Origin of the sequence: uncultured Merdimonas sp. (assembly GCF_963929015.1) — a bacterium.
Taxonomy (GTDB): Bacteria; Bacillota; Clostridia; order Lachnospirales; family Lachnospiraceae; genus Merdimonas.
This window is the reverse complement of the sequence record NZ_CAWVHE010000004.1, coordinates 1-25,290: the sequence shown is the minus strand read 5'-3', so window position 1 is coordinate 25,290 and position 25,290 is coordinate 1. Positions and strand designations below refer to the sequence as shown.

Annotated in this window: 24 protein-coding genes and 5 pseudogenes; 8 read left to right on the top strand and 21 right to left on the bottom strand. The window is 50.2% G+C overall.

The genetic code is table 11. The features are described 5' to 3' along the window. The first annotated feature begins 36 nt into the window (after positions 1–36). On the top strand, positions 37–207 hold the full coding sequence (locus ABGT54_RS03945) for a hypothetical protein (protein WP_346662939.1): 171 nt from the start codon (positions 37–39) through the stop codon (positions 205–207). Between the two features lie 438 nt (positions 208–645). On the opposite strand, the pseudogene ABGT54_RS03940 reads toward ABGT54_RS03945, so the two are convergent. The 11 genes and pseudogenes from ABGT54_RS03940 to ABGT54_RS03890 all read right to left on the bottom strand — a co-directional run. Continuing rightward, a pseudogene (locus ABGT54_RS03940) lies at positions 646–1,335 on the bottom strand (response regulator transcription factor); the annotation flags it as partial. A 76-nt stretch (positions 1,336–1,411) separates the two neighbouring features. Continuing rightward, positions 1,412–1,504, bottom strand: a complete 93-nt coding sequence (locus ABGT54_RS03935) for a hypothetical protein (protein WP_346662940.1) — start codon at positions 1,502–1,504, stop codon at positions 1,412–1,414. 121 nt (positions 1,505–1,625) lie between these two features. Further along, positions 1,626–1,871: pseudogene (locus ABGT54_RS03930) on the bottom strand (SLBB domain-containing protein); the annotation flags it as partial. A gap of 211 nt (positions 1,872–2,082) precedes the next feature. Further along, a pseudogene (locus ABGT54_RS03925) lies at positions 2,083–2,451 on the bottom strand (DMT family transporter). Positions 2,452–2,598: 147 nt separating this feature from the next. After that, positions 2,599–3,779: pseudogene (locus ABGT54_RS03920) on the bottom strand (aspartate aminotransferase family protein). 32 nt (positions 3,780–3,811) lie between these two features. Then, entirely contained in the window at positions 3,812–4,711 is a 900-nt protein-coding gene (gene argB, locus ABGT54_RS03915) for an acetylglutamate kinase (RefSeq protein ID WP_204909210.1), read from the bottom strand. Positions 4,712–4,732: 21 nt separating this feature from the next. Beyond that, positions 4,733–5,956, bottom strand: coding sequence for a bifunctional glutamate N-acetyltransferase/amino-acid acetyltransferase ArgJ (gene argJ, locus ABGT54_RS03910; protein ID WP_346662938.1), 1,224 nt, complete (start codon positions 5,954–5,956; stop codon positions 4,733–4,735). 27 nt (positions 5,957–5,983) lie between these two features. Further along, the gene (locus tag ABGT54_RS03905; RefSeq protein WP_243416482.1) at positions 5,984–6,433 is read right to left on the bottom strand and encodes a GNAT family N-acetyltransferase; all 450 of its coding nucleotides are present in this window, start codon (positions 6,431–6,433) and stop codon (positions 5,984–5,986) included. Between the two features lie 31 nt (positions 6,434–6,464). Continuing rightward, positions 6,465–7,505, bottom strand: coding sequence for an N-acetyl-gamma-glutamyl-phosphate reductase (gene argC, locus ABGT54_RS03900; RefSeq protein ID WP_204931927.1), 1,041 nt, complete (start codon positions 7,503–7,505; stop codon positions 6,465–6,467). A gap of 164 nt (positions 7,506–7,669) precedes the next feature. Beyond that, on the bottom strand, positions 7,670–9,064 hold the full coding sequence (locus ABGT54_RS03895; protein WP_346662937.1) for an FtsW/RodA/SpoVE family cell cycle protein: 1,395 nt from the start codon (positions 9,062–9,064) through the stop codon (positions 7,670–7,672). Beyond that, complete coding sequence (locus ABGT54_RS03890) at positions 9,061–9,396, bottom strand: PadR family transcriptional regulator (RefSeq protein WP_204909214.1); 336 nt, start codon at positions 9,394–9,396, stop codon at positions 9,061–9,063. Before ABGT54_RS03890 ends, ABGT54_RS03895 begins: the two co-directional genes overlap by 4 nt. A gap of 222 nt (positions 9,397–9,618) precedes the next feature. Between ABGT54_RS03890 and ABGT54_RS03885 the strand changes: the two genes are divergently transcribed. Beyond that, positions 9,619–10,845 (top strand): argininosuccinate synthase, encoded by a 1,227-nt coding sequence (locus ABGT54_RS03885; RefSeq protein ID WP_346662936.1) that lies wholly within the window; start codon positions 9,619–9,621, stop codon positions 10,843–10,845. A 74-nt stretch (positions 10,846–10,919) separates the two neighbouring features. Here the strand turns inward: ABGT54_RS03885 and ABGT54_RS03880 are convergent, their stop codons facing one another. Continuing rightward, positions 10,920–11,885: a dipeptidase gene (locus ABGT54_RS03880; RefSeq protein WP_346662935.1), complete on the bottom strand. Its 966-nt coding sequence runs from the start codon at positions 11,883–11,885 to the stop codon at positions 10,920–10,922. A 66-nt stretch (positions 11,886–11,951) separates the two neighbouring features. On the opposite strand from ABGT54_RS03880, the gene ABGT54_RS03875 reads away from it, so the two are divergent. Next, entirely contained in the window at positions 11,952–12,677 is a 726-nt protein-coding gene (locus ABGT54_RS03875) for a gamma-glutamyl-gamma-aminobutyrate hydrolase family protein (protein ID WP_346662934.1), read from the top strand. On the opposite strand, the gene ABGT54_RS03870 is transcribed toward ABGT54_RS03875, so the two are convergent. The 5 genes from ABGT54_RS03870 to ABGT54_RS03850 form a co-directional block, all read right to left on the bottom strand. After that, complete coding sequence (locus ABGT54_RS03870) at positions 12,625–13,224, bottom strand: HD domain-containing protein (RefSeq protein ID WP_346662933.1); 600 nt, start codon at positions 13,222–13,224, stop codon at positions 12,625–12,627. The genes ABGT54_RS03875 and ABGT54_RS03870 overlap by 53 nt on opposite strands. A 63-nt stretch (positions 13,225–13,287) precedes the next feature. Beyond that, positions 13,288–15,120 (bottom strand): ABC transporter ATP-binding protein, encoded by a 1,833-nt coding sequence (locus ABGT54_RS03865; RefSeq protein WP_346662932.1) that lies wholly within the window; start codon positions 15,118–15,120, stop codon positions 13,288–13,290. A 1-nt stretch (position 15,121) separates the two neighbouring features. After that, on the bottom strand, positions 15,122–17,281 hold the full coding sequence (locus ABGT54_RS03860) for an ABC transporter ATP-binding protein (RefSeq protein WP_346662931.1): 2,160 nt from the start codon (positions 17,279–17,281) through the stop codon (positions 15,122–15,124). A 90-nt stretch (positions 17,282–17,371) separates the two neighbouring features. Then, the gene (dtd, locus tag ABGT54_RS03855; RefSeq protein ID WP_204909221.1) at positions 17,372–17,818 is read right to left on the bottom strand and encodes a D-aminoacyl-tRNA deacylase; all 447 of its coding nucleotides are present in this window, start codon (positions 17,816–17,818) and stop codon (positions 17,372–17,374) included. A 23-nt stretch (positions 17,819–17,841) separates the two neighbouring features. Continuing rightward, on the bottom strand, positions 17,842–18,753 hold the full coding sequence (locus ABGT54_RS03850) for a DMT family transporter (RefSeq protein ID WP_346662930.1): 912 nt from the start codon (positions 18,751–18,753) through the stop codon (positions 17,842–17,844). 144 nt (positions 18,754–18,897) lie between these two features. Between ABGT54_RS03850 and ABGT54_RS03845 the strand changes: the two genes are divergently transcribed. Further along, positions 18,898–19,524: a hypothetical protein gene (locus ABGT54_RS03845; RefSeq protein ID WP_346662929.1), complete on the top strand. Its 627-nt coding sequence runs from the start codon at positions 18,898–18,900 to the stop codon at positions 19,522–19,524. Positions 19,525–19,542: 18 nt separating this feature from the next. Here the strand turns inward: ABGT54_RS03845 and ABGT54_RS03840 are convergent, their stop codons facing one another. Continuing rightward, positions 19,543–19,986, bottom strand: coding sequence for an A24 family peptidase (locus tag ABGT54_RS03840; RefSeq protein ID WP_346662928.1), 444 nt, complete (start codon positions 19,984–19,986; stop codon positions 19,543–19,545). Between the two features lie 90 nt (positions 19,987–20,076). Here ABGT54_RS03840 and ABGT54_RS03835 point away from each other — a divergent pair, with 90 nt between their 5' ends. Then, positions 20,077–20,418, top strand: a complete 342-nt coding sequence (locus tag ABGT54_RS03835; RefSeq protein WP_346662927.1) for a hypothetical protein — start codon at positions 20,077–20,079, stop codon at positions 20,416–20,418. Positions 20,419–20,587: 169 nt separating this feature from the next. On the opposite strand, the gene ABGT54_RS03830 is transcribed toward ABGT54_RS03835, so the two are convergent. The 3 genes and pseudogenes from ABGT54_RS03830 to ABGT54_RS03820 all read right to left on the bottom strand — a co-directional run bounded on the left by ABGT54_RS03830 (position 20,588) and on the right by ABGT54_RS03820 (position 22,956). Further along, positions 20,588–20,725 carry a FeoB-associated Cys-rich membrane protein gene (locus ABGT54_RS03830; protein ID WP_204909613.1) on the bottom strand — a complete coding sequence of 46 codons (138 nt, stop codon included), beginning with the start codon at positions 20,723–20,725 and terminating at the stop codon, positions 20,588–20,590. 18 nt (positions 20,726–20,743) lie between these two features. Then, positions 20,744–22,748 (bottom strand): annotated as a pseudogene (feoB, locus tag ABGT54_RS03825) (ferrous iron transport protein B). A 55-nt stretch (positions 22,749–22,803) separates the two neighbouring features. Next, the gene (locus tag ABGT54_RS03820; RefSeq protein ID WP_346662926.1) at positions 22,804–22,956 is read right to left on the bottom strand and encodes a FeoA domain-containing protein; all 153 of its coding nucleotides are present in this window, start codon (positions 22,954–22,956) and stop codon (positions 22,804–22,806) included. A 261-nt stretch (positions 22,957–23,217) separates the two neighbouring features. Here ABGT54_RS03820 and ABGT54_RS03815 point away from each other — a divergent pair, with 261 nt between their 5' ends. The 3 genes from ABGT54_RS03815 (at position 23,218) to ABGT54_RS03805 (ending at position 25,158) form a co-directional block, all read left to right on the top strand. Further along, positions 23,218–23,583, top strand: a complete 366-nt coding sequence (locus tag ABGT54_RS03815) for a metal-dependent transcriptional regulator (RefSeq protein ID WP_204909616.1) — start codon at positions 23,218–23,220, stop codon at positions 23,581–23,583. A gap of 139 nt (positions 23,584–23,722) precedes the next feature. Further along, entirely contained in the window at positions 23,723–24,583 is an 861-nt protein-coding gene (locus ABGT54_RS03810) for a hypothetical protein (RefSeq protein WP_346662925.1), read from the top strand. Between the two features lie 29 nt (positions 24,584–24,612). After that, positions 24,613–25,158: a polysaccharide deacetylase family protein gene (locus ABGT54_RS03805; RefSeq protein ID WP_346662924.1), complete on the top strand. Its 546-nt coding sequence runs from the start codon at positions 24,613–24,615 to the stop codon at positions 25,156–25,158. Positions 25,159–25,290 lie beyond the last annotated feature (132 nt).

Below are 25,290 nucleotides of genomic sequence, written 5' to 3'. Positions count from 1 at the left end.
CACTAGATCGCGTGTTGGGTAATCCTCTGAAACGGTTTGACCATCACAAATCCCAGCAAAAATGCCAGCACCAGAACCACCAGTGTCATTGTGATCCACGCAACGGCGGCCTATTTTCCGGTCAGCACGGCCAGATTATCTTCTATGGAATCTGTAGACACACTGACCAGCAAAACCCCAAGCACATGCTCCCCGGACGGATCGTAGACCGGAGACGTTACTTCTATATAGGCATTCTCTTCATCATATCTGCTGGTTACCCCGTTCCTTCCAGAACCGGATCACATCCGCGGACACGATGGTTCTGCCAATATCCATATCATATGTATCTTCCTTCCACCTGGAAATTATATATCGATCACCAGTACCCGTCCGTCGTAAATATTGGACATCTGCACCAGTTCCGTCTGTATAGATTCATCCGCCCGGCCGTTCAGAGTCCCCCCCGGCTCCCGAGCTGATTACATAGAATTGTACATTGATTCTGTATTTCGGCAGTCCGTACATTCTACTGCCCTTGTCTCATAACTGTTCAGGATCACGGCCTGCATGATCAGAGCCGGAACCGCCCGAAAAGGACCACCAGAAGGATGATCCTGAACCGGAGGCTTCCCAGTATATGATTGGAAAAATATCTTTTAAAACCCTGAAATAATAACCAACACCCCATTTTGTATAGACATATTTTGGATCGCTCGGATTGGTCTCGATCTTCTCGCGAAGCCTCCGGATATGTACATCCACTGTCCTTGCAATCGCCCGGGTATTCATATCCCCACACGATGTTCAGCAGATTTTCCCGGCTGTATACCTTTCCGGGATTCATGGCCAGAAGTTCCAGAAGGTCAAATTCTTTGGCCGTCAGATTGATCTCTTTTTTCCCCGATCATTACCCCTGCGGCTCTCCGCAGTCGATCTTCATCTCTCCTTTGATCACCAGTTTCCCGCCGGAGTTTTCCGGATCCCTTCTGCCTGTACGGCGCATGATCGCCTTGATCCTGGCTTTTTACCTCCAGAATATTAAATGGTTTGGTGATATAATCGTCCGCCCGTACTCCAGACCTAAGATCTTATTCATATCGTCGTCTCTTGCAGTCAGCATGATAATGGGAACATCGGAAAATTCCCGGATCTGCCGGGCCAGACCTCAAATCCGTCCAGTTTCGGAAGCATCACATCCAGAAGAATCATGTCATAATGATTTTCCCTGGCAAGTTTCAAAGCCTCTTCTCCGTCATAGGCGCAGTCCACGTCCATATCGTCCTGCTCCAGGCTGAACCGGATCCCTTTTACAATTAACTTTTCATCGTCTACCACCAACACATGTCTGTTCATGAAACTCTCCCCTGTTATACTTTGATCTGGTCTTTGATCTTTTCAAAGACGCCTTCTTTGATGCCGCTGATCTCCATCAGCTCTTCAATACTCCCAAACTTCCCGTTTTCTCTTCCCTGTACCGGATGATCGCGGAAGCTTTCGCCTCGCCGATCCCGCTCAGGGTCATCAGTTCTTCCGCTCCTGCGGTATTGATGTTCACCTTTGTCTGCCCTGTCTCTGCCGGGCCGGCCGATTCCAAAGGAACGGTCCCCCTCCCCCATCTCCTCTGCAGAAGGGACATAGATCTGCTGCCCGTCCTCGGCCTCTGCCGCCTGATTTAATCCTTCAGCTGCAGCCTGGGGGCCTAAGCCTCCTGCTGCCTCTACCGCCTCATAGATCCGGCTGCCTGCCGGCAGTTCATAGACGCCGGGCGACGCCACCTGCCCGCAGACGTGAACGATCACCACAGATTCTCCGGGTTCTTCCTGCTCTTTCGCTTCCCCGCCCTCTTTTGCATCTTTCGTATCTTCCCCTTCCGGACGTTCTTCTTCCATCTGCACCTCGGCCAGCGCCGGTTCTTCCCTGCCGGAAGAACATCCAGCCTGGGAAACGCCCCAGAAAAGGATCAGGATATATACCGGCAAAACGCGCTGGAAATCTCCTGTTTTCATCTCTATACTTTTGTTGTTTTCTCTGCATATCTGCTCCTTTAACGGTCTGTCGGAACCGCAAACACCCTGCATATGCCTAGATAAAGCTATTGTACTATTTCCACTGGAAAATTGCAACTCCAATCAAAGCGATCCCCATGCCGATCACCCGTCTCCATTCCAGCGGTTCTTTTTCTCCACTCCGAAAAGCCCCCAGCACCTCGATCACATAAGCCACGATCAGCTGGCTCATCACAATAAAAAAAGGCAGCTTTTGCTGGGCCGAGCTGGGCCATGCTCTTAATCACAGTCCAGGTGATCCCGGCGCCGATCACCCCCCGCCAAGAAGCATATATTTGGGCTCCACCTTCGCGATAGCCGCAATACTGTCTCTCCCGGTCAGAAGCCAGGCCGCAAGACACAGAAGAAGGGCGCTGAACTGCACCCAGCCGTTACTGACCCACATCCCCGTTGTCTTTGTCACCTGGGTATTGAACACACCCTGCACGCTCATCAGCGCGCCGGATAAAATGCAATCAAAAACCCGATCATTGTCTGGATACCTCCCTTGCTTTTTCAGGTTAGTATCTCCAATGACCGGGATTTTTATGTTTTTACTCTTCCTGTCGCCTTACAGAGATTTCTTCAGTTTTTCAATCATCTCATCCACATGCTCTTTTTCGATGATCATCGGAGGAACCAGACGGATCACGTCGCTTCTTGCGGTAATGATCACCAGCCCCTCTTCCATGGGCTTTTGCTGTCACCTCTCCTGCCGGGCGGTTCAGACGGATGCCCTGGATCAGTCCGGTGCCCCTTACGTTCCAGGACGCTTCTTCTTCCTGCACCAGCCGGTCCAGCTGTTCTGCCAGATATTCCCCTATATCTCTGACATGTTCTGTCACATGTTCTTTTTCAAAGATTTCCAGTGTCTTTGCTACTGCCGTACAGGCAAAAGGTTGCCTCCATAAGTCGTGCCGTGGTCTCCGGGCTCCAGAGAATCCGACGCCACTGCTTCTGTCATGGCAAATGCCCCCACCGGAACACCGCTTCCGATGGCCTTTGCCATGGACATGATATCCGGCTTCACACCGTAATACTGCCATGCAAACATCTCTCCGGTCCGTCCATGCCGCACTGGATCTCATCAAAGAGCAGAAGGATCCCCTCTTCGTCACAGATCCTGCGGACGCCCTCTAAAAATTCCGGGGACGCCATGTTGATACCGCCCTCCTCCCTGGATGGGTTCTAAAATGATGCCGCAGGTTTTCTCTCCGTTACCAGTGCCCTTACACTTTCCAGATCATTCCATTTTGCAAACTTTACCCCGGGGATCAGCGGTTCAAAAGGAATCCGGTAGGCTTCATGCTCTGTCACAGACAAAGCTCCCATGCTCCGTCCGTGAAAAGAACCTTCCATCGCGATAAACTCGTATCGACCGGTTCCTCTTTTCCAGGCGTATTTTCTGGCCGCTTTGAGCATCCCTTCGTTGGCTTCCGTCCCGCTGTTGGTAAAAAACACCCGGTCCATGCCGCAGGCCTTTTTAAGCGCTGCCGCCGCCTTTCCGCAGGACTCGTTGTAAAACAGGTTCGATGTATGCAGAAGTTTTTCCGCCTGCTCTTTCAGAGCCTTTGTCAGTTCCGGATGGCCGTATCCCAGACCGCACACAGCGATACCTGCCGCAAAATCCAGATATTTCCTGCCTTCCGCATCGTAAAGATACACGCCCTCTCCCCGGTCAAATTCTACCGGGAACCGGTTGTAGGTGTGCAAAAGCGCCTCTTCTGTTTCCTTCATATATGGGGTTCTCATTTTCTCATCTCCGTTCTTTCTCACTGTCCGTCCTATTCTCCCTGATAGTACCGCTCATCCGTATCGTTCAGAATGGCTGTACCGATTCCTTTGTTGGTAAAGATCTCCAGCAGGAGACAGTGGGGAATCCTTCCGTCCAGGATATGCACCCGGGACACCCCGTTTTCAATAGCGTCAATGCAGTTCTGAAGCTTGGGCAGCATGCCGCCTCCGATATAGCCCTGGTTCATCAGAGCTTCCGCCTCTGTGACCGGCAGTTCTGAGATCAGCGTGTCCGGATCATCCGGATCCTTATAGACGCCTTCAATATCCGTCAGAAACGCCAGTTTCTCCGCCTTCATAGCCCTTGCAATGGCGCAGGCCGCGTCGTCGGCATTGATATTGTAGGTCTGGTACGCATCATCCAGGCCGATGGGGCAGACGATCGGCAGAAAATCCTTTTCCAGCAGGTCGTAAAGAATATCTGCATTGACGTGCGTGATCTCTCCTACGAACCCGATATCTTCTCCGTCTGCATACTTTTTCTCCACAGACAGGAGCTTTCCGTCTTTCCCGCTGATACCGATGGCCCGCACGCCCAGGCTTTCCACCAGCTGTACCAGGCTTTTGTTGACCTTTCCAAGCACCATCTCCGCCAGTTCCATGGTGGCTTCATCGGTGACACGCAGTCCGTTGACAAACTCCGGCTCCATGCCGACCTTTCCCACCCACTTGCTGATCTCCTTTCCTCCGCCGTGAACAATGATCGGCTTGAATCCGACCAGCTTCAGAAGGGTAACATCCTGAATGACCCGCTCTTTTAGCGTCTCATCAACCATGGCGCTGCCGCCATATTTTACTACAATGATCTTCCGGTTAAATCTCTGGATATAAGGCAGCGCTTCGATCAGCACCTCTGCCTTGTCCAGATACTTCTGCATGCTTTTTTCCATTTCTTTCGCTTCCTTCCAAACTTAACTGCGGTAATCTGCGTTGATGTCAATATATCCGTGCGTCAGGTCGCAGCCCCAGGCGGCGGCGCCTGCCTCTCCCATCTTTACATCGGCGATCACAGTGACTTCCGGCTGAGAGAGGATCTTTGCGGCCTCTGTCTCGCTGTAGGGAAGAGCCGTTCCATTTTCAATGATCTGTATCTTTCCTGCCTTGCTTTCAAAGAACAGATCCACATTTTCCGGATCAAACTGCGCACCGGAATATCCCATGGCACACAGGATCCTGCCCCAGTTGGCGTCATGGCCCGCGATGGCTGTCTTGGTCAGATTGGAGCATACGATGGATTTTGCCAGAGTTTTCGCCTGTTCCCTGTTCTCGCAGCCTTCCACTCTTGCTTCCAGCAGTGCGGTGGCTCCTTCTCCGTCTCCTGCGATTTTCTTTGCCAGATACTCATTGATCGCATGAAGGGCCCCGGCAAAGGTCTCGTATTCCGGAGTGCCATACCGGATCTCGGGATTGCCCGCCAGTCCGTTTGCCAGCAAAAGAACCGTATCATTGGTAGAAGTGTCTCCGTCTACCGAGATCATATTGTAAGTATCCTGCACATCTTCACTTAAAGCTTTCTGCAGCGTTTCCTGCCCGATGACGGCATCTGTAGTAATAAATGCCAGCATGGTACACATATTGGGATGGATCATGCCGGAACCCTTTGCCATACCGCCGATGGTCACTGTCTTTTCCCCCACCTTAATGATCGCTGCCAGCTCTTTTTCGCAGGTATCTGTAGTCATGATGGCCCTGGCTGCATCCGTGCCATTGTCCAGAGAACCGTTTTTCTTCTCCGCCAGCACCCGGACCCCTGCTTTGACCTTTTCGATGGGAAGCTGCATGCCGATCACTCCTGTTGAACCGATAACAACGGATTCCGGAGCGATCCCCAGCGCTTCTCCTGCCGCACGTGCGGTTTCCTCGCAATATCCAAGACCCTCTTTACCTGTGCAGGCGTTGGCAATCCCGGAATTAACCACAACTGCCTGGACCTTTCCTTTGCCGTCAATGACCTGCCGGTCCCACTGAACCGGCGCCGCTTTTACCACATTCGTAGTAAAAGTTCCTGCCGCCACGCAGGGCTCTTTGCTGTATACAAGCGCCATGTCAGTGCGGTCCTGATATTTGATCCCCGCCGCCGTGCTGGCCGCTTCAAATCCTTCTGCTGCTGTTACTCCTCCGGTAATGATCTCCATAAAACTATCCTTCCTTTCTTTCTCTTTCTATTGAATAAATGCAGTGATGTTTTCTTCATTCAATGTAAAATCATAATAATTTAAATCTTCCCGCTTTGTCCATCCGATCTCTTTCCAGAATGCATTTCCAATGTCATTTCTGGTAAAAGCGATCAGGGAAACCTTATTGATGCCTTCTTCTTTGAGGGCATTCATTGCCGCTCCTACCATAGCTCTGCCGATCCCCCGCATCCGGTGGGCCGGATCTACGCACACATGATAGAGGCAGCCCCGTCTTCCATCATGGCCGCACAGGATCGCTCCTACGATCTTTCCGTCTTCTTCTGCCACCACACTGGTGGTTGGATTTCTCTTTAAGAACCGTTCCACACCTTCTCTGGAATCGTCCATGCTGCGGATCCCGAATCCTTTGATGGTCTTCCACAACGCATACACCTGGTCATAATCCCTGCTGTTCATCACTCTTACTGTATACATGTTCTCCTTCTCCTTATCACCGGTCACGTTTCTATGGGAAGAGCGGGACCAGATCGAGTCCTTCGTTTTCCGGAAGGCCGAACATCAGATTCATATTCTGCACTGCCTGGCCGGCCGCTCCCTTCACCAGATTATCGATGGCTCCCATCATCACGATCCTTCCGGTCCGCGCATCGATCTGAAAACCGATATCTACATAGTTGCTTCCTTCCACCCATCGGGTCTCCGGACAGGTCCCCGGCTCCAGCAGGCGGATAAATCTTTCCCCGCCATAATACTCCTGATAGATCCTGCCGACCTCTTCCATGGTCACAGGTTTCTTTAAAGACGCATATTCCGTAGCCAGGATCCCCCGGTTCATCGGAACCAGATGGGGCGTAAAGTTGAGCAGGACCGGCTCGCCCGCAGCATAGGAAAGCTGTTCCTCGATCTCGGGCGTGTGGCGGTGGGTCGTAACGCCGTAGGCCTTGATATTTTCATTGACCTCGCAGAAGAGATTGGCAACTTTTGCGCCTCTTCCCGCGCCGCTGGTGCCGGATTTCGCGTCCACGATCAGGGTATTCATGTCGATCACTCCTTCTTTTGCCAGCGGATAGGCCGTCAGGATCGAACAGGTGGTGTAGCACCCTGGATTGGCTACCAGCCGGGCCTGCCTGATCTCTTCCCTGTTGATCTCGCAAAGTCCATAGACAGCTTCTTCGATAAACTGTGGACTTTGATGTTTAATCCCGTACCATTTTTCATAAATGTCTACATCTTTGATACGAAAATCCGCGCTCAGGTCGATGATTTTGGTTTTTGACAGGATTGCTTCGCTGATCACAGAGGCACAGTACCCCTGAGGCGTGGCGGTAAAGATCACGTCCGCCTCCTCTGCCAGTTCTTCCATGTGGTCATCCAGGCACCTGGCATCCACGATCCGGAAAAAGTTACGGTAAATATCCGCAAATTTCTGATCAATATAACTTCTGGACCCGTACCAGACGATCTGCACGTCCTTATGTCCTGTAAGGATCCGCACCAGTTCCGCTCCCGCGTAACCCGTCGCGCCGATGATTCCTGCTTTTATCATATATGCTCACATCCTTTATTTCTTCTCTTGACTTACGCATTCCATTATATATGAAATCCTTTGAGAATCAAAGGTATTTTCACAAGAAAATAGCTTGCATAATTATACATCCATTTGTATAAAACATGCAAGCTATTTTTCTCATTTTCTATATATTTCTTTTGTTACGATCTTCCCTGCCAGAGGAATCTCCCCCGCCAGACGTTTTTCCCTCCCGCCGGACGGGTCGTGACAAGCGGCACGTTCTGATACCGGTAGATGCCAAGTAAGATCCCAAGCAGCACATCTGTCACCAGCATGCCGGTATTTCCAAAGGAAAGGAAGGGACAATACACCGATCCGCGGGGCAATAGTCCCGTATTGACCAGAACATAGATACCAAACCAGGCCGCCAGCGCCAGCGTACAGCCGATTCCCATCATTCTTCCCAGCTGGTTGCTCTGTTTCAGAGAAACCTGCAGCAGGCGGAAGAACAGATATCCGATCAGCCCGGTCAGCACAAGGGCCAAAAGCAGGCCGAAACTGGCTGCGATATAGGCCAGCATATAAGAGCTGCCGTCTCCTGCCAGATAGCTGTCTTGCGGAAGTTCTCCTCCGGATCCGATCCATTTCCCCGATAGAAAGATCCGCCGCAGGCCTTCCATCCAGTCTGCGATCTCCGGCGCATAGACGGAAGGACGGAAAATGGCCCGGAGTCTTTCGATCTGATACAGGGGCGGCAATCCAAAGGCACCCTTCCACCACAGCACTGCCAGAAGCGCCGGCAGACCAACGAAAATCCCAAGGATCGCCAGGAACGTCCCTGCCCTGTTCACGCGGTACCAGCCCTTCCAGAGCGCCAGGCACATCAGAACCACCAGAAGTCCTCCCAGGAAAATGGCGTTGCCTGCGCTCGGGATCCCCAGGCAGAGCAGCACCGGCAGGCTGATAAGAAAGAGATTTCCGGCTACCGTCCGGTACCCGCCGCCCCGGCTCTGAAATAAGATGGCTCCATAAAGCGGCAGAGCCAGAAACAGCAGCAACTGCAGATTAAACACCATTCCATAGGCGCCCCAGGACGCTCCGTTGATGACAGGGCCAAAAAACCACACGCCCGGAAACAACACCAGAAAAGCGCCCCACCAGATTCCCTTTGCGTACCTTCCGATCCGGCTGTAATCCAGGTAACACACGCCGATCATCAGAGCCAGACCTGCAAGCAGAAAAACGATTTCTCCCAGGATCCCGGATCCTCCGGATGACACAAACACCACGCCTTCGATCCTGGCATCCAGAAGGTGACGCAGGAAAAATCCGGCAGCGTGAAGGATTCCGATCAGGGCGATCAGCCCCCAGGGCATTTTCGGCCGATGAATCCGGTCCAGTTCCACACCTGCCGCCACCGGATCACCCATCTCCCGGACCGCCGCCTCTTCTGCCTCGGTCTCTGTCATTCCTTCCTTTAAAAAGGTTTCTTTCTGATCCTCAATGTGGCCGTTCAATTCTTTTGCAATCCCTTCCCTGGCTTTCTCACAACGGATCTGTTCTGTGATCGTCTTCAGATATTCTCTCCGGTTCACAGCGCACCTCCCATCTGCAGCACACGCTCGACTGCACTTCGATAGGTGTTCCACTCTTCCTCCTTTTCCTTCAGCGCCTTTTTGCCGTCTCTGGTCAAATGATAATATTTGCGGACCTTTCCGCCTTCCTCCTGCTCATAAGAGGTAAGAAAGCCTTTCTCTTCCATCCCGTGGAGCAGCGGATAAAGGGTTCCCGCCTTCAGTTCAAATACATAATTGGATCGCTCCCTAAGCCTTTCAATCATCTGGTATCCATACAGATCCCCTTCTTCCAGAAGACGCAGCACCAGCATCGAAGTACTTCCGGAAATCAGACTCTTATCCATACGCACGTTTCGATCCCTCCTTTACAACATTGTATAGATTATCTATATATCGGTTACCTATATAATATCGGGCAGCCTGTGATCTGTCAACCGCTTTCTTCATTTTTTGTGATATTATTTTTATACTTTCTCTTGCATAAATATAAATTTTAGTGTATAGTATTCCTTGCAATTCATTGAGAAAAAGAATCATCATAAATTACTGCAAAATTCAGGAGGTTTTCAAAGATGAAAGAGAAAGTTGTACTGTCCTACTCCGGCGGTCTGGATACCACAGCCGTCATCCCGTGGCTCAAAGAAACATTTGGTTATGACGTCATCTGCTGCTGCGTTAACTGCGGACAGGGCGAAGAACTGGACGGACTGGAAGAAAGAGCCAAAATGTCCGGCGCTTCCAAATTATATATTGAAGATATCGTAGATGATTTCTGCGACAACTACATTGTGCCCTGCGTACAGGCGCACGCAGTCTATGAAAATAAATATCTGCTGGGAACCGCTATGGCCCGTCCGGCCATTTCCAAACGTCTGGTAGAGATTGCCAGAAAAGAAGGCGCTGTCGCCATCTGCCACGGCGCAACCGGAAAAGGAAATGACCAGATCCGTTTTGAGCTCAGCATCCGCGCTCTGGCTCCGGATATCAAGATCATTGCTCCCTGGAGAATGACCGATCTGTGGACCATGCAGTCCCGGGAAGATGAGATCGCATACTGCAAACAGCACGGCATTGATCTTCCTTTCGACGCAAGCCACAGCTACAGCCGCGACCGGAACCTCTGGCACATCAGCCATGAAGGCCTGGAGCTGGAAGATCCATCCCTGGAACCCAACTACGATGAACTTCTGGTGCTGACCGCCAAACCGGAAGATGCTCCGGATGAACCGGAATACGTAACCATGACCTTTGAAAAAGGCGTTCCCAAGAGTATCAACGGTGTAGAGATGAAAGTCTCCGACATCATCCGCACATTAAACGAGCTGGGCGGCAAACACGGCATCGGTATCTGCGACATCGTAGAAAACCGCGTCGTAGGCATGAAGTCCCGCGGCGTCTACGAGACACCGGGCGGAACCATTCTCTACGAGGCGCACCAGCAGCTGGAAGAACTGGTGTTAGACCGGGCCACCTATGAAGTGAAAAAAGACATGGCCAACAAACTTTCCCAGGTGATCTATGAAGGAAAATGGTTTACTCCTCTTCGCGAAGCGATCCAGGCCTTCATCGAAAGCACCCAGGAATACGTGACCGGAGAGGTCAAATTCAAACTTTACAAAGGCAACATCACCAAAGCCGGAACCACCTCTCCTTACTCACTCTACAGTGAATCCCTGGCAAGCTTCACCACCGGTGATCTCTACGACCACCATGACGCCGACGGATTCATCAACCTGTTCGGCCTGCCGCTCAAAGTGCGCGCTATGAAAATGCAGAAAACACAGACAGAGAGCAAATAGATGTAAACAAAAATGTGAACGGGGCCGGGGGATTTTCAAAAATCCCCCGGCCCCGTTCATATTCCGTTTACATTTTACAGTATCTGCCTGCAGATTCTTTCTGCATTTCCATTCCAGATCTTATCCAGCTGATTTTCTGACAGGCCTTTTTTCCGCAATGCTTCCCAGAGCCGTTCCATCTGGCTGGCATCCGGGATATCCAGTTCTTCTATTCCGTCGAATCCGTCAAAGTCTGTGCCAATGGCCGGAAATTCGCTGCCGCCCACGTCCAGCATATGCAGCACATGCATGGTCATTTCTTCCAGTTTCGACGCATGTTCGTTTCCCAGGAAGGCTCCGTAAAAGTTCAGGCCTGCGATGCCGCCTGTGTTTGCCAGCGCCCGGATCATGTCATCTGTCAGATTTCTGGGATGCGAACAAAGCGCTCTGCAGTTAGAGTGAGACGCCACTACCGGCACCCGGGAGATTTCCAGCACATCCCGGAATACTCCATCGGATGCGTGAGACACATCTATGATCATCCCCAGCTCGTTCATCCGTTCCACCACTTCTCTGCCAAAGGGCTTCAGTCCCTGCCACATGACAGAAGCATCCCGGCTGTTTGGATGGCCGATGCAGTTTTCATAATTCCACATCAGTGTCATCAGGCGCACTCCCTGTCGGTACAGTTCCTCCAGCCGGTCAAGGTGACCATTCAGCACACCGCCCTCTTCTACAGTAAGAAATGCCGAAATCTTCCCCTGTCCGGCATTTTCCCGCATTTCCTGACAGGAAGTGGCAAGGGAAATCTGGTCTGCATAAATCCGGGTCTGTTCCTTCAGATATGCGATCATTTCCAGCACATGCTGCCAGGCGGCGTCGTACCCGCCTGTCTCCTTATAATCCTCTGCATAGGTAAAGCAGGCGAAAAACTGAGCCATCGTTCCGCCCTTTTTCATGGCTTCTATGCTGACGCATCCATCGTTTTTCATCAGATCTCCGTTTCCACTTAGATCCATTAATTTCCATAATGTATCACAGTGCAGGTCGATCAGTTTCATATTTTATCCGCTCCTCTCATATGTTCAGTATAACTCTTGCTATTGTATTGGGGAAGGTGCTGTTTTATGAAACCAGTCATCGGAATCGCCGCATGCGGATCTACAGACAACCGGCAGTTTGTGACAGAAGCTTACATCGAGGCGGTCTCCCGCACAGGCGGGATTCCTCTGATCCTTCCCATTCTGGATGATGCCGCGATCCTGACGGACTACCTGCAGATCTGTGATGGATTTTTGTTCTGCGGCGGCAGAGACATTACACCCCTTCTTTTTGGCGAAGAACTGCTCACAGACCGTGGCGGCACAGACCTTTTCACAGACCGTTTCCATCTGGCTCTGATGCAAAAGGTATTACATGCAAAACGTCCGGTCCTTGCCATATGCCGGGGTATGCAGGTCATGAATCTTGCCCTTGGAGGCAGCATCTATCAGGATCTTTCCCTGCGTCCTTCCCCCACGCTGCAGCACATGCAGATTTCCGGTTCCCGCAAGGATCCCTGTCACAAGATCACCGTCTCACAAAATAGCATGCTATCTGATTTTCTTGGAACTCATGCAAATGTAAATAGTTTTCATCACCAATGTCTCCACTTCATTCCGCCGCAGATCCGCCCCGTGGCGACTGCTTCCGATGGAGTGGTGGAAGCCATTGAGATCCCCGGGCATCCGTTTGCCCTTGGCGTCCAGTGGCATCCGGAAGTCCTTTTATCCCTGGATCCGGGAATGGAAAAACTTTTTCTTACTCTGACGGAACGCGCCGGATCCTGCCTTTTTCCAGGCTCGGCCGGATAAAATGCTCTTTTGCATAATCCCAGAGAGGCCGGGATCCTTCAGCTGTCCGCTCATTTCGCTTCAGGATCTGATCCAGACAGACCTCATGCTCTTCCCAGGCCTTGCCGTCTGAAGCATGGTTCAGCATGATGGGCTGGATATTGTCTATGGTCCTTGCAAATCTGGCTTCCGGCGTCTTTCTTTCTTCAAATTCCTGCCAGAGTCCCATCAGACGGCTGCCCTGATCCTCCGGCAGCAATCCGAAAATCCTTGCGGCTGCCTTTTCTTCCCGCTCCTTCTGAGTTTTCTTCGCCTCCTCATCGTAAGCGTAGGTATCCCCTGCGTCGATTTCCACGATATCATGGATCAGTACCATAGTCACGGTTTTCAGTACATCAATTTTTTCATTAGCATATTCACTGAATAAAATCGTCATCAGCGCCAGATGCCAGGCATGCTCCGCATCATTTTCCTTCCTTTGCCCATCAGCGAGATACGTCTGGCGCCCAATGAGTTTTTCCTTGTCTATTTCTTTTGCAAATGCAAACAACTGGTCCAGCCGGTCCATACATCCACATCCTCTCCGTATATTTTCTGATTTCACACTGTATTTTACAATCCTTTTACGCCGTTACGCACTGGCGGCCGGATCCTGCTCGAACTGGGAATTATATAGTTCTGCATAGAACCCGTTTCTTTCCAGAAGTTCCTGGTGAGTTCCCTGTTCTACGATATCCCCGTCCTTCATCACCAGGATCAGGTCCGCATTCCGGATGGTGGACAGCCGGTGGGCGATGATAAATGTGGTCCTGCCTTCCATCAGCCGTTCAAATGCCTTCTGGATCCGCACTTCGGTCCTGGTATCCACCGAGCTGGTAGCTTCATCCAGGATCAAGATCTTCGGATCTGCCAGGATCGCCCTTGCAATAGTCAGAAGCTGCTTCTGCCCCTGCGATACATTGTTCGCCTCTTCATTTAATTCCATCTGATATCCTCCGGGCAGTGTCTGTACAAAATGATGGACATAGGCTGCCTTTGCCGCTTCCACTACTTCTTCATGGGAAGCAGACAGTTTTCCGTAACGGATATTGTCCTCAATGCTTCCTTTAAACAGCCACGTATCCTGCAGCACCATGCCGAACGCCCGACGCAGTTCCGTCCGGTCAAACTCCCGGATATCATGACCGTCCACCCGGATCGCGCCATCACATACGTCATAAAATCTCATCAATAATTTTACCATAGTTGTTTTCCCTGCGCCAGTGGGCCCGACGATCGCAATCTTCTGCCCAGGCAGCGCCCTGGCGCTGAAATCATGGATGATCATATGATCTTTGTGGTATCCGAATTTTACATGATCAAATTCCACGCATCCCTTCAAGTCATCTGCAGCCAGAGGCCGCGCGGTTGTCTGTACTTCTTCCTCTTCTTCCAGAAATTCAAATACCCGTTCCGCCGCCGCTGCTGTGGACTGCAGAAGGTTTGCCACCTGTGCGGCCTGCTGGATAGGCGATGTGAAATTTCTCACGTATTGGATGAAAGACTGGATATCTCCCACCTGAATGGTTTTCTGGACAGCCAGATATCCGCCCAGGATCACCACGCCCACATAGCCCAGATTTCCTACAAACTGCATGACCGGCATCATCATTCCGGACAGGAACTGGGACTTCCAGGCAGAGTGGTATAAAACATCGTTATCCTGTTCAAACGTCCGGATCACATCCTCTTCTTTATTAAAGGCTTTTACGATACTGTGGCCCCCGTATACCTCTTCCACCTGACTGTTGACATGCCCCAGATACTCCTGCTGCGCCCGGAAATATTTCTGGGAATGTCTGACAATCCCGGTGATCATCCCCAGCGAAACCGGCAGGATCAAAAGGGCGGCCGCAGTCATCAAAGGACTGATACTCAGCATCATGGCCAGCACTCCAATAATGGTAGTAACCGAAGTGATCAATTGTGTCGCGCTTTGATTCAGGCTCTGGCTTAAAGTATCCACATCATTGGTGATCCTGGAAAGGATCTCTCCATGTGTCATACGGTCAAAATACCCCATCGGCAGCCGGTCGATTTTCTCCGAAATCTCCTTACGCATTTGATAGGTCATTTTCTGGGAAACGCCGGTCATCAGATATCCCTGAACAAAAGACAATACCGCGCTAAGCAGGTAGATGCCAAGAAGTGTCAGCAGGATGCGGCCGATCTTCTCAAAATCTATGCCGCCGCTTCCGGATACTTTGCCCACCAGGCCTTCAAACAACTCTGTCGTGGCCTGACCAAGAATCTTTGGCCCTGCGATATTAAAAATCGTACTTCCGACAGCAAATATCACAATTGCTATTAAAGCAACTTTATAATTTCTAAGATATTTTATAAGTTTTCTTATGGTCCCTTTAAAATCCTTTGCCCTTTCTCCAGGCATATGGCCGCCCCCATGGCCCATTCTTCTTCCCGGCATGTTAGACCGCCTCCTTCCTGCTGCCCGAAAGTTCTTCCTGCGATAACTGCGAAGAAGCAATCTGATAATACTCCGGACAATTTTCCAGCAATTCCCCGTGGGTTCCTTTTCCCACGATCCTTCCGTCATCCAGCACCAGGATCTGCTCCGCATGCAGGATCGTACTGATCCTCTGGGCCACAATAATCACCGTACTGTCTGCCGTCTTTTCCTTCAGCGCCTTGCGAAGCGCAGTATCGGTTTTATAATCCAGCGCAGAGAAACTGTCGTCAAAAATGTAGATATCCGGATGTTTTGCGACGGCTCTGGCAATGGAAAGCCTCTGCTTTTGTCCGCCGGACACATTGGTTCCTCCCTGGGCAATGGGACTTTGATACTTATGATTTTTGGCCTCAATAAATTCCTCAGCCTGTGCGATCCGGGCCGCTTCCTTCATTTCCTCTTCCGTACCATCCGGACGGCCAAACAGAATATTGGAAGCAATATCACCGGAGAAAAGAATCCCTTTTTGCGGCACAAACCCAAGTTTTTCCCGCAGATCGTGCTGCCGGATCTTACGGATATCCCGGCCATCGATCCGGATGCTTCCTTCTGTCACGTCATAAAATCTGGGGATCAGATTTACCAGTGTGGATTTTCCGCTTCCCGTGCTTCCGATGATGGCCGTGGTCTGTCCCGGTTTTGCCGTGAATGTAATGTCTTTCAGAACATCTTCTTCGGCTCCCGGATACCGGAAGGAAACGTGGTCAAAAGAGAGTTCGCCCCTGCCGCATTCCGGCAGTTCTTCCGGAAGCTTAGGATCACAGATCATGGTATGGCTTTCCAGCACGCTGCTGACACGCTCCGCCGACACGGCCGCTCTTGGCAGCATCACAGAGATCATGCAGATCATAAGAAATGCCATGATGATCTGCATGGTATACTGGATAAATGCCATCATGTCTCCCACCTGCATCGTTCCTGCGTCAATGCTGTGGCCGCCCACCCACACGATCAGAACCGAGATTCCATTCATGATCAGCATCATGGCCGGCATCATAAATGTCATCGCCCGGTTGACAAAAAGATTGGTTCTTGTCAGTTCCCGGTTTGCCTGATCAAATCTTTCTTCTTCGTGTGCCTCTGTTCCAAAGGCGCGGATCACCGGAAGGCCGGTCAGGATCTCCCTGCTTACCAGATTCAGACGGTCTACCAGATTCTGCAGAATCCGGAATCTGGGCATGACCACAGCAAACAGCACCGCTACCAGAAGGAAGATCAGCGCCACTGCAAGGGCAATGATCCAGGACATATCCACATTAGTGTGGAAGACGTTCCAGACGCCGCCCACCGCCAGGATCGGCGCATAGAGCACCATTCGCAGGATCATCACCGTCAGAAGCTGGATCTGCTGAATGTCATTGGTGCTGCGTGTGATCAAAGAAGCAGTTGAAAATTGATCAAACTCTCCATTGGAGAAGCCGACTACTTTGCGGAACACATCCTTTCTTAAGTTCCGGCCAAGCCCGGCACCCACAAGGGAAGCGATCAGACCCACCAGAATGCTGGCCGCCATGCCGGCCCCGGCAAGCGCCAGCATTTTCCCGCCGGTAACCAGGATGTAGCTGGAACTGATCTTGTCAAGATCCAGACCGATCTTCTCGTATGCGGACCGAATGTAGGCTGCGGCCGCCTGCTCCGTCATGGTCTCCGAAAGACTTTCCATCACTTTCTCCTGTGCGGCCGCGCCTGCTCCAGCCGTATCTGCCACATTCCCCGAAGTGGCCCCGTCGGCATTCGTTTCTTCCAGCATCATGGCCATGACCATGGGAAGTTCCAGCTTCTCCACCAGCTTTTCCATCTCATCTTCATTTTCTTTTATCTCTTCTTTAAGAACCATAACTGTTCCGTCATAGTCATATGACTCATCACTTTTCTGATAGGCATCTGCTATCTCTGCCCGGTCTTCCTCTTTCGCCAGCGTAAGTAGCACTTCCAGATCCTCTTCTACCAGTGCTTCCGGCACCCGCTCGTCAATCCCGCTCTGCTGGATCCCTACATTTACAATATCAGACGTATAGGACGGCAGGGAAAGATCGCAATAGGCCTGGATGATCAGCACACAGATCACCAGCAGCACCTGCCCGGCATATGGCTTCAAAAACCCAAATAATTTTTTCATATCTGTCTAGTCCCTTTCTGCATTCGGTTTTAGGAAATGGGGGACGGGGGATTTCCGGAAATCCCCCGTCCCCCATTTCCTTCTATAAAGTTATAAAGTCTCTGAATCCAAAATTATCGTGAATGGCCCATCGTTTACCAGGCTGACTTTCATATCTGCGCCAAACCTGCCCCGCTCTACCGTCGGAACCTGCTCTTTGCATTTTGCAATGATATATTCATACATTTCTTCTGCCATATCCGGCGCGCCTGCTTCAATGAAACTTGGCCGGTTTCCTTTTTTACAGTTGGCATACAGTGTGAACTGGGAGATCAGAAGAAGGCTTCCTCCCACTGTATCGAGGGATAGATTGGTTTTTCCCTGCTCGTCTTCAAAGATCCGCAGTCCCAGCATTTTTTTGATCATCCGGTCTGCGATTTCTTTTGTGTCTGAATTGCTCACGCCGATCAGCACCATAAATCCTTTCCCGATCTTTCCCAGGGTTTCCCCGTCGACTTTTACTTCGCTTTCTGATACTCTCTGAATTACAAATCTCATTGTGAAGTTCTCCTTTTATTTTGTTATTTTTTATTACGTATTTTTTCTTTTTCGGGCAGCTGAGCCAGAATGATCGCCGCAAACATCAGCACGCAGCCAATGGTTTCTCTTGTAGACATCTGTTCCCCCAGAAGCGCCCAGCCTGCAAGTACGGAAAAGCAGGATTCCAGACTTAAAATCAGGGCGGCAACAGCCGGGTTCATATCCTTTTGCCCCACGATCTGCAGCGTGTACGCCACTCCGCAAGATAATACTCCTGCATAAAAAAGCGGAAACCAGCCTGCGATTATTCCTTCGATCGTAGGTGTCTCTGTAAGAAACATAACCGGCAGGGAAAGAATCCCGCATACGAAAAACTGAATGCAGGACATTTTCACGCCGTCTGCTTTTGGCGCAAAATAATCAATCACCAGAATATGCAGAGAAAAAACCAGCGCACAGAGAAAGACCAGCAAATCTCCTTTTCCGATGCGTAAGCTTTCTGTGATACAAAGGAAATAGAGTCCGACAACTGCCAGTACGACTGCAGCCCACACCTTCCATCCGATCTTCTTTTTCAAGAATATTCCCAAAACCGGCACGATCACGATGTAACAAGCGGTGATAAATCCTGCTTTTCCTGCAGTTGTATATTGAATTCCCACCTGCTGCAGGCTGCTGGCTCCAAACAGCAGGATCCCGCAGGCAATCCCTCCTGTCAGAAGATCCCTGCCTCCAGTCCCCGCCGCTTTCTCCTCTTTCGCACCATTCTCAGCCGTTCTTTTCCATTTCCCAAGAAAATAGATGCATGGCAGCAATGCCACGCCGCCGATCAGGCTCCGGATTCCATTAAATGTAAAAGGACCGAGATAATCCATCCCTACGCTCTGGGCCACAAACGCCGTTCCCCAGATAAATGCTGTCAATATCAGCATACATACATTTTTTGTCTTCATAAACATCTCTCTCTATTCTTCTGTCTTCTCTTAAGCCAGGATGTATTATAGCATATTTCCCCTTCCGGGTGTATAATAATTGTATTTTAAGACACTTTAATTAAAATACAATGATATGAAACGATGTGTAAACAGGTGATGTCTGTGTATCGATACAAAATATTCTTCTTTACCTGCGGTCTTGTCATGGCTGTCAGCGAAATCTGGAAACAATGGTGCCTGACCTTCCTCCTTGGACAGGGCCACTACAACTGGTGGCATTTCCCTTTCCAGCTTTGCAGTATTCCCATGTACATCTGTCTGATGTTTCCGTGGATACATTCTGAAAAATTGCAGAAAATCATGCTGGTCTTTCTTATGGATTACGGTCTTCTGGGCGGGATTTTTGCCTTTTTTGACACCAGCGGCATGCATTATTCCTACTTTCCGCTGACCGTCCACTCCTTTACCTGGCACATTCTTCTGATCATCCTGGGGCTTGCGGCAGGCTTCAGTCAACTGTCAGAATATTCTCTTCGCGGATATTTTCACGGAACTTTGCTTTATCTTGCCTGCTGCCTGATCGCCACCGGTTTCAATGTCGCTCTGCATTCTCTGGGAAATATCAACCTGTTTTATATCAGTCCCTATCTTCCCATGAATCAGAAGGTATTCCGGGATATCGCAGACTACACCGGGGATCCTGCCGGGATCTTCCTCTACATTCTGGCATCTGTGGCAGGCGCATTTTGCTTCCATCTGCTCTGGCGCGCGATATCTGCAGACCAGTAAACTTAACCAATGAACCGACTACTCCAAACAACCACTCAGAATCTTTAGGAGCAGTCCTGCACACAAGAACGGCCCCAGTGCAATTTTCGATTTTCTATCCATCTTCCCTGCCGCCAGCATCCAGATACAGAAAATTCCTGCAAACAACATGCCGGCAAAAAAGGCATCCAGATTCTTCTCCCAGCCAAGCAGAAAACCGGATACTGCCATCAGTTTGATATCCCCGCCTCCAAAACAGCCGGGTTTCCACAGACAGATCAGGAGCATCCCCCCACTGACGCTCAAAATACCGGCCACGCTTTCCCAAAGGATTCCCTGCATCTCCCCGTACCCGAAACGATTCCAGAGTCCTGCCGCCAGCAGCAAAATCAGCATCCGGTCGCGGATCCGGCGGGAACGAAAATCTTCCCATGCAATTTTCAATAAAATCCCAATCATCACAACATTAAAAAATATTTTCATACTCCGCCTTTCCGCATACATTGCATTTCAGAATAAAATTTGTTACGATAAAGACTGTAAAGAACCGCATTACAAACAAGGAGGGGTTTCATGCTGGTAGAAAAATTATTGACCATGCCCGGTTTCATTTATGAAGTCAGCGGGAATTACTATTATCTTGGAAAATGGATCTGCAAAATGTGTACGGACACCGATGCATCCGACTGCGTCATGATGTATCAGATGTGCCGGAGAGCCGGCGAAGAACCGGATACCAACCTGTATTTTCAGAAAATACGTGCATACAGCGATTTCGCATTGGAAGTCCCCTACAATCCCATCCGGATCCGCGAAGACATGGAAGCACTGGCAGATCATCTCACCGATTCCGAGCGGGAACACCTTCTGGGGCAAATACAGAACGTAGAAGAAGATATTCAGAAATATAGTTAAGAAATATAGAAATATATATCATATTATCAGAAAAACCCGGGATCATCCACCCATGACCCCGGATTTTTTTGATCTTTTTTTAGTTGGGTACACCCTTCTTGCCAAAAAGGGACAGGGCAAAATGCAAATGGGGACGTAGTCCTTTTGCAAAGGACTACGTCCCCATTTGCTATTTCTTACACCCGGAGCATTTCCCGCCCGCCGGGCATCCGATGCATTTCACGCCTTTCTTTTTTGCTTTTACGATATAAGTAATCGCGCTTCCCAGCATGGCCGCCAATACAGCCAACGCTATGAAATCCACCATATGAATTCCTCCTTTTTCCTATGCCGCCGCATGCAGGCTGTAGGTTTCCGCGAACTCCCGGTCGGACTTGCGGATTCTCCACAGCACGATCAGAACAAAGACAATGACTGCGACAAGTCCCGGAACAAATCCGGTTCCCAGAGATCCGGTTGTGATCAATGTGCCGATCTGATATACCAGGAAGGCAACGGTGTACCCGGTTCCCAGCTGGAGGCAGATGCCTCCAAACAGCCATTTTCTGCTCTTCATCTCAGAGTTCATGGCTCCGAGCGCCGCGAAGCATGGCGGCGTATAAAGATTGAACATCAGGTACGCAAGAGCAGCCACTTTGGTAAGTCCCAGAACTGCTGCCACTGCATTTCCGCTTCCCACCAGTGCCAGTTCATCAGTATCGATCAGATTGGTGACGCCGTATACTACCGCCAGCGTGCCGACTACATTTTCTTTTGCGATAAATCCGGTCACTGCCGCTGCCGCCAGCTGCCATACGCCAAATCCAAGCGGGATAAAGAGAATGGAGATCGGGTGGGCAATGCTTGCCAGGATGGAAGTATCCTCTGCGCCTTCCGCCACCAGCTGGAACTGCCAGTTAAAGGTCTGCATGATCTGGACAACGGTGTTGCACACCAGAATAATCGTTCCGGCCTTGATAATGTATGCCTTGCCGCGTTCCAGCATGGAAATACATGCCCGCTTCAGGCTTGGGATCTTATATTCCGGAAGTTCAATGATGAAGAAAGATTTCCGGTATTTCTGACCGGTAATTCTCTTTACCAGCAAAGCCCCCAGAAGGATCAGTACGATTCCCACCAGATACATGGTTGCGGACACCCACCAGGCATCTGCGAAAAATGCGCCTGCAAATAAAGCGATCACAGGGATCTTTGCTCCACAGGGCATAAATGGCGTCAGCATCGCCGTGGTCCGCCGTTCTCTCTCATTGCGGATGGTACGGGACGCCATGACTCCGGGAATCGCGCATCCGGTTCCAATGACCATCGGGATCACGGATTTTCCGGAAAGCCCCACTCTCTTAAAGATCGGATCCAGCACCACCGTAGCTCTTGCCATATACCCACAATCTTCCAGAAGAGCAATCAGGAAGTACATCACCATAACCAGCGGAAGGAAACCGATGACCGCTCCCACGCCGCCGATGATACCATCCACCAGGATCGCATACAGTAACGGATTGGCATTCTCCATCATTCCTCCGACCCATCCCTGGAATGTCTCGATCCAGGCCACCAGCCAGTCGGCGATCCAGGTTCCCAGCGTTGTCTGGGAAATGTAGAACACTCAGGAAGATCACTGCCGCAAAAATCGGGATTCCCACAATCTTATGAGTGATAACAGCGTCCACTTTATCCTGTGCATTTTTATCTTTTGTGAAGACTTTTCTTTGTTCTACCTGCTTTACGATCTCATTGACAAAAGCGAACCGCTTTCTGTCCGCCTCTTCTACCGCATTTTTATCGGTCAGATCAATATCGGCCTGCACATAAGGCGCTCTCTGTCCGGCTCCTTTCAGGGAAGCCGCGGCCGCAACCGCCTCTTTCAGACCATCGTGGCCGGAAGATGTAGAAATCGTCTTTACCACCGGGCAGCCAAGCTTTTCTGACAAAAGTCTCTCATCAATCCTCGTCTGCTTCTTATCGGTAATATCACTTTTGTTCAACGCAACAACCACCGGCACTCCCAGTTCCAGAAGCTGCGTGGTAAAAAAGAGGCTCCGGCTCAAATTGGTTGCATCCACGATATTGATGATCGCGTCCGGATGTTCATTTTTCACATAACTGCTGGTAATACTTTCTTCAGACGTAAACGGCGACATGGAATAAGCGCCCGGCAGGTCTACTGCCACCAGCTCCTCTTCCCCGGCATAATATGCCTTTTTAATCAGGCTTTCCTTCCGCTCCACCGTCACGCCGGCCCAGTTGCCGACTTTTTCATTCCTGCCGGTCAGAGCATTGTACATGGTTGTCTTCCCGCTGTTGGGATTCCCTGCAAAAGCAATTCTCATGTTCTGATCTCCTCCTTTATATTGATTAGCTATAACTAACCCAGTTGTAAAAAAATTATATTGATATGGCTTTCGCCAGATCAGTATCTATATTATATCTCCCGTCTTTGATGGAAACCGTGCAGCCGCCGCGGACACGGGAAACCACGGTAATCGGCTCTCCGCTGTAACATCCCAGGGAAAAAAGAAATGCTGTCCAGATCATCATCTTCTGTGACAATCTCTTTCACAATATACTCTTCCCCTTCTTTTGCATCCATTAATGTCATAAAACCAGATCCTCTCACTTATCTTTTTCATCCGTCTTCCCGGATGGTTATACATAACAAATTTTTAGTAGGTTCTTCTAACAGTTGATAGTTTAATCTAACCTGGCTGTTTTGTCAATCCTTCCTGAGAATATTTTTTTATTTTGTATTCAAAAGAAATATATGTTATACTGGACACATGATGACAGGAGGGAACGCATATGAGAACCTATACCAGCGAATCCGCGGAAAATTATCTGGAAACGATTCTGATCTTAAGTAAAGAACTGCCTGTGGTCCGTTCTGTCGATATCGCAAATGAACTGGGCTTTAAAAAATCAAGCGTCAGTGTTGCCATGAAGCATCTGCGGGAACAGAATCATATCGTCATGGAAGACAGCGGTTTTATCCATCTGACAGATTCCGGCAAAGCTATTGCGGAAATGATCTACGAACGGCATCTTTTATTATCCCAGTGGCTGGTGCGCCTTGGAGTTCCGGAAGAAATCGCCTCTGAAGACGCCTGCAAGATTGAACACGTGATCAGCCCGGAGAGTTTTGAAGCCATCAAAAAGCACATCCGATAATTTTTAATAATTATTAAGAATTCTTAAAAATCGTCTTTTCCCTTTGCGAAATATGTCGAAAAAAGTTATACTACCTCTGCATATCTCTGTCTTCTGGAAGATTCTTCCAGAAGATAAGCGAACTTAAGAGGGAGTATTTATGAATCCAAGAAACAAAAGAAAAAAAAGAAGAAAGCGGCGTCAGAGAAGACTGATCCTGCCCGTGCTCTTCGTCCTGTTATGCCTGCTCTCTGCAGGTGCATTATATCTTGCCTATACCCTGACCCAGCCGGCATCCATTGAGATCCAGGCAAAAAACGCCCAGATCCTGCAGGGAGAAACTGCGCCGGCAGACTGGAGCGCCAAAGTACATCTCACAGGAAATGAGCACGCTGTTCTGGACTGGAAGAAATTCTACACTGCAAAAGATCTTCTTAAAGATCTGAAAAGCGGCGGTGATTATACAGTTTCCTGTCAACCGGACCCAAACGCGGAAGGGGAATACCCGATCACCATTACATTATCTGATCAGCTGACCCAGAAGCTTCAGTCCAGGACCTGGAGCAAACATCTGAAGCTTACCATAAAGGAAGGCGTCTTTACGGTCAAAAATCCCATTGGCGAATGGGAGGACAACCGGTTCCGGAAATACGACGGGACCTATGTAACCAATGATTTCGTGGTTTCTAAAAACCAGACCTATTATTTTAATCAGGACGGGGCCATGGTCACAGGCTGGCAGACCATCAACAATGCCACCTACCATTTCAACGATGAGGGCGCCATGGAAACCAGCACCTGGGCAGATGGCGACAACGCCCGCTATTACCTGGGCAAGAACGGAGCCGCACTTACCGGCTGGCAGGATCTGGACGGGTCCACCTACTATTTTGACGCCAACGGAAAAATGGCTACCGGCGACATTTATCTGGGACTGACCCACTGTTCTTTTGACGAAAATGGAAAACTGATCTCAAAACAGAAAGCCAGATCGATCCGAACAAACCGGCCATCGCTCTGACCTTTGACGACGGGCCCGGTCCCAGAACCATGGAGCTTCTGGCCCAGCTGGAGAAATACAATGCCCACGCCACCTTTTTTATGCTGGGGCAGAAAGTTTCTTCTTATCCGGATGCCATCCGTAAAATGCAGGAAATCGGCTGCGAACTGGGAAATCATTCCTATGACCATCCGGATCTGTCCAAGCTGGACGCCGCCGGCATCCAGTCCCAGATCTCCCAGACCAATGAAGGGATCCGGGGAATTGCCGGAAACGGTGCAACTGTCCTTCGCCCGCCCTACGGAGCCATCAGCAGCACCCTGTCCTCCAATGCAGGCATGCCCATGATCCTGTGGAACATTGACACCCTGGACTGGAAGACCCGTAACGCCCAGAGCACCATTGATGCGGTCATGAAGGACGTCAAAGACGGCGACATTATCCTGATGCACGACATCCACTCAGAGACCATCGATGCCGCGCTGCAGCTGATCCCCAGGCTTCAGGCCGAAGGCTACCAGCTGGTAACCGTATCTGAACTTGCCGCCTCCAAAGGCAAGACTCTTTTAAACGGAGAAACTTATACCGATTTTTAGTCACACAGACATGCGTTTTGTGATACAATAGGGATAGTACATATCAGTTAGGAAGCGATCGCATGTCACACAGAAAAACGCAGGATGAAAAATATCAGATGATGACGGCGGCCCCAACACGCGATCTAGTGT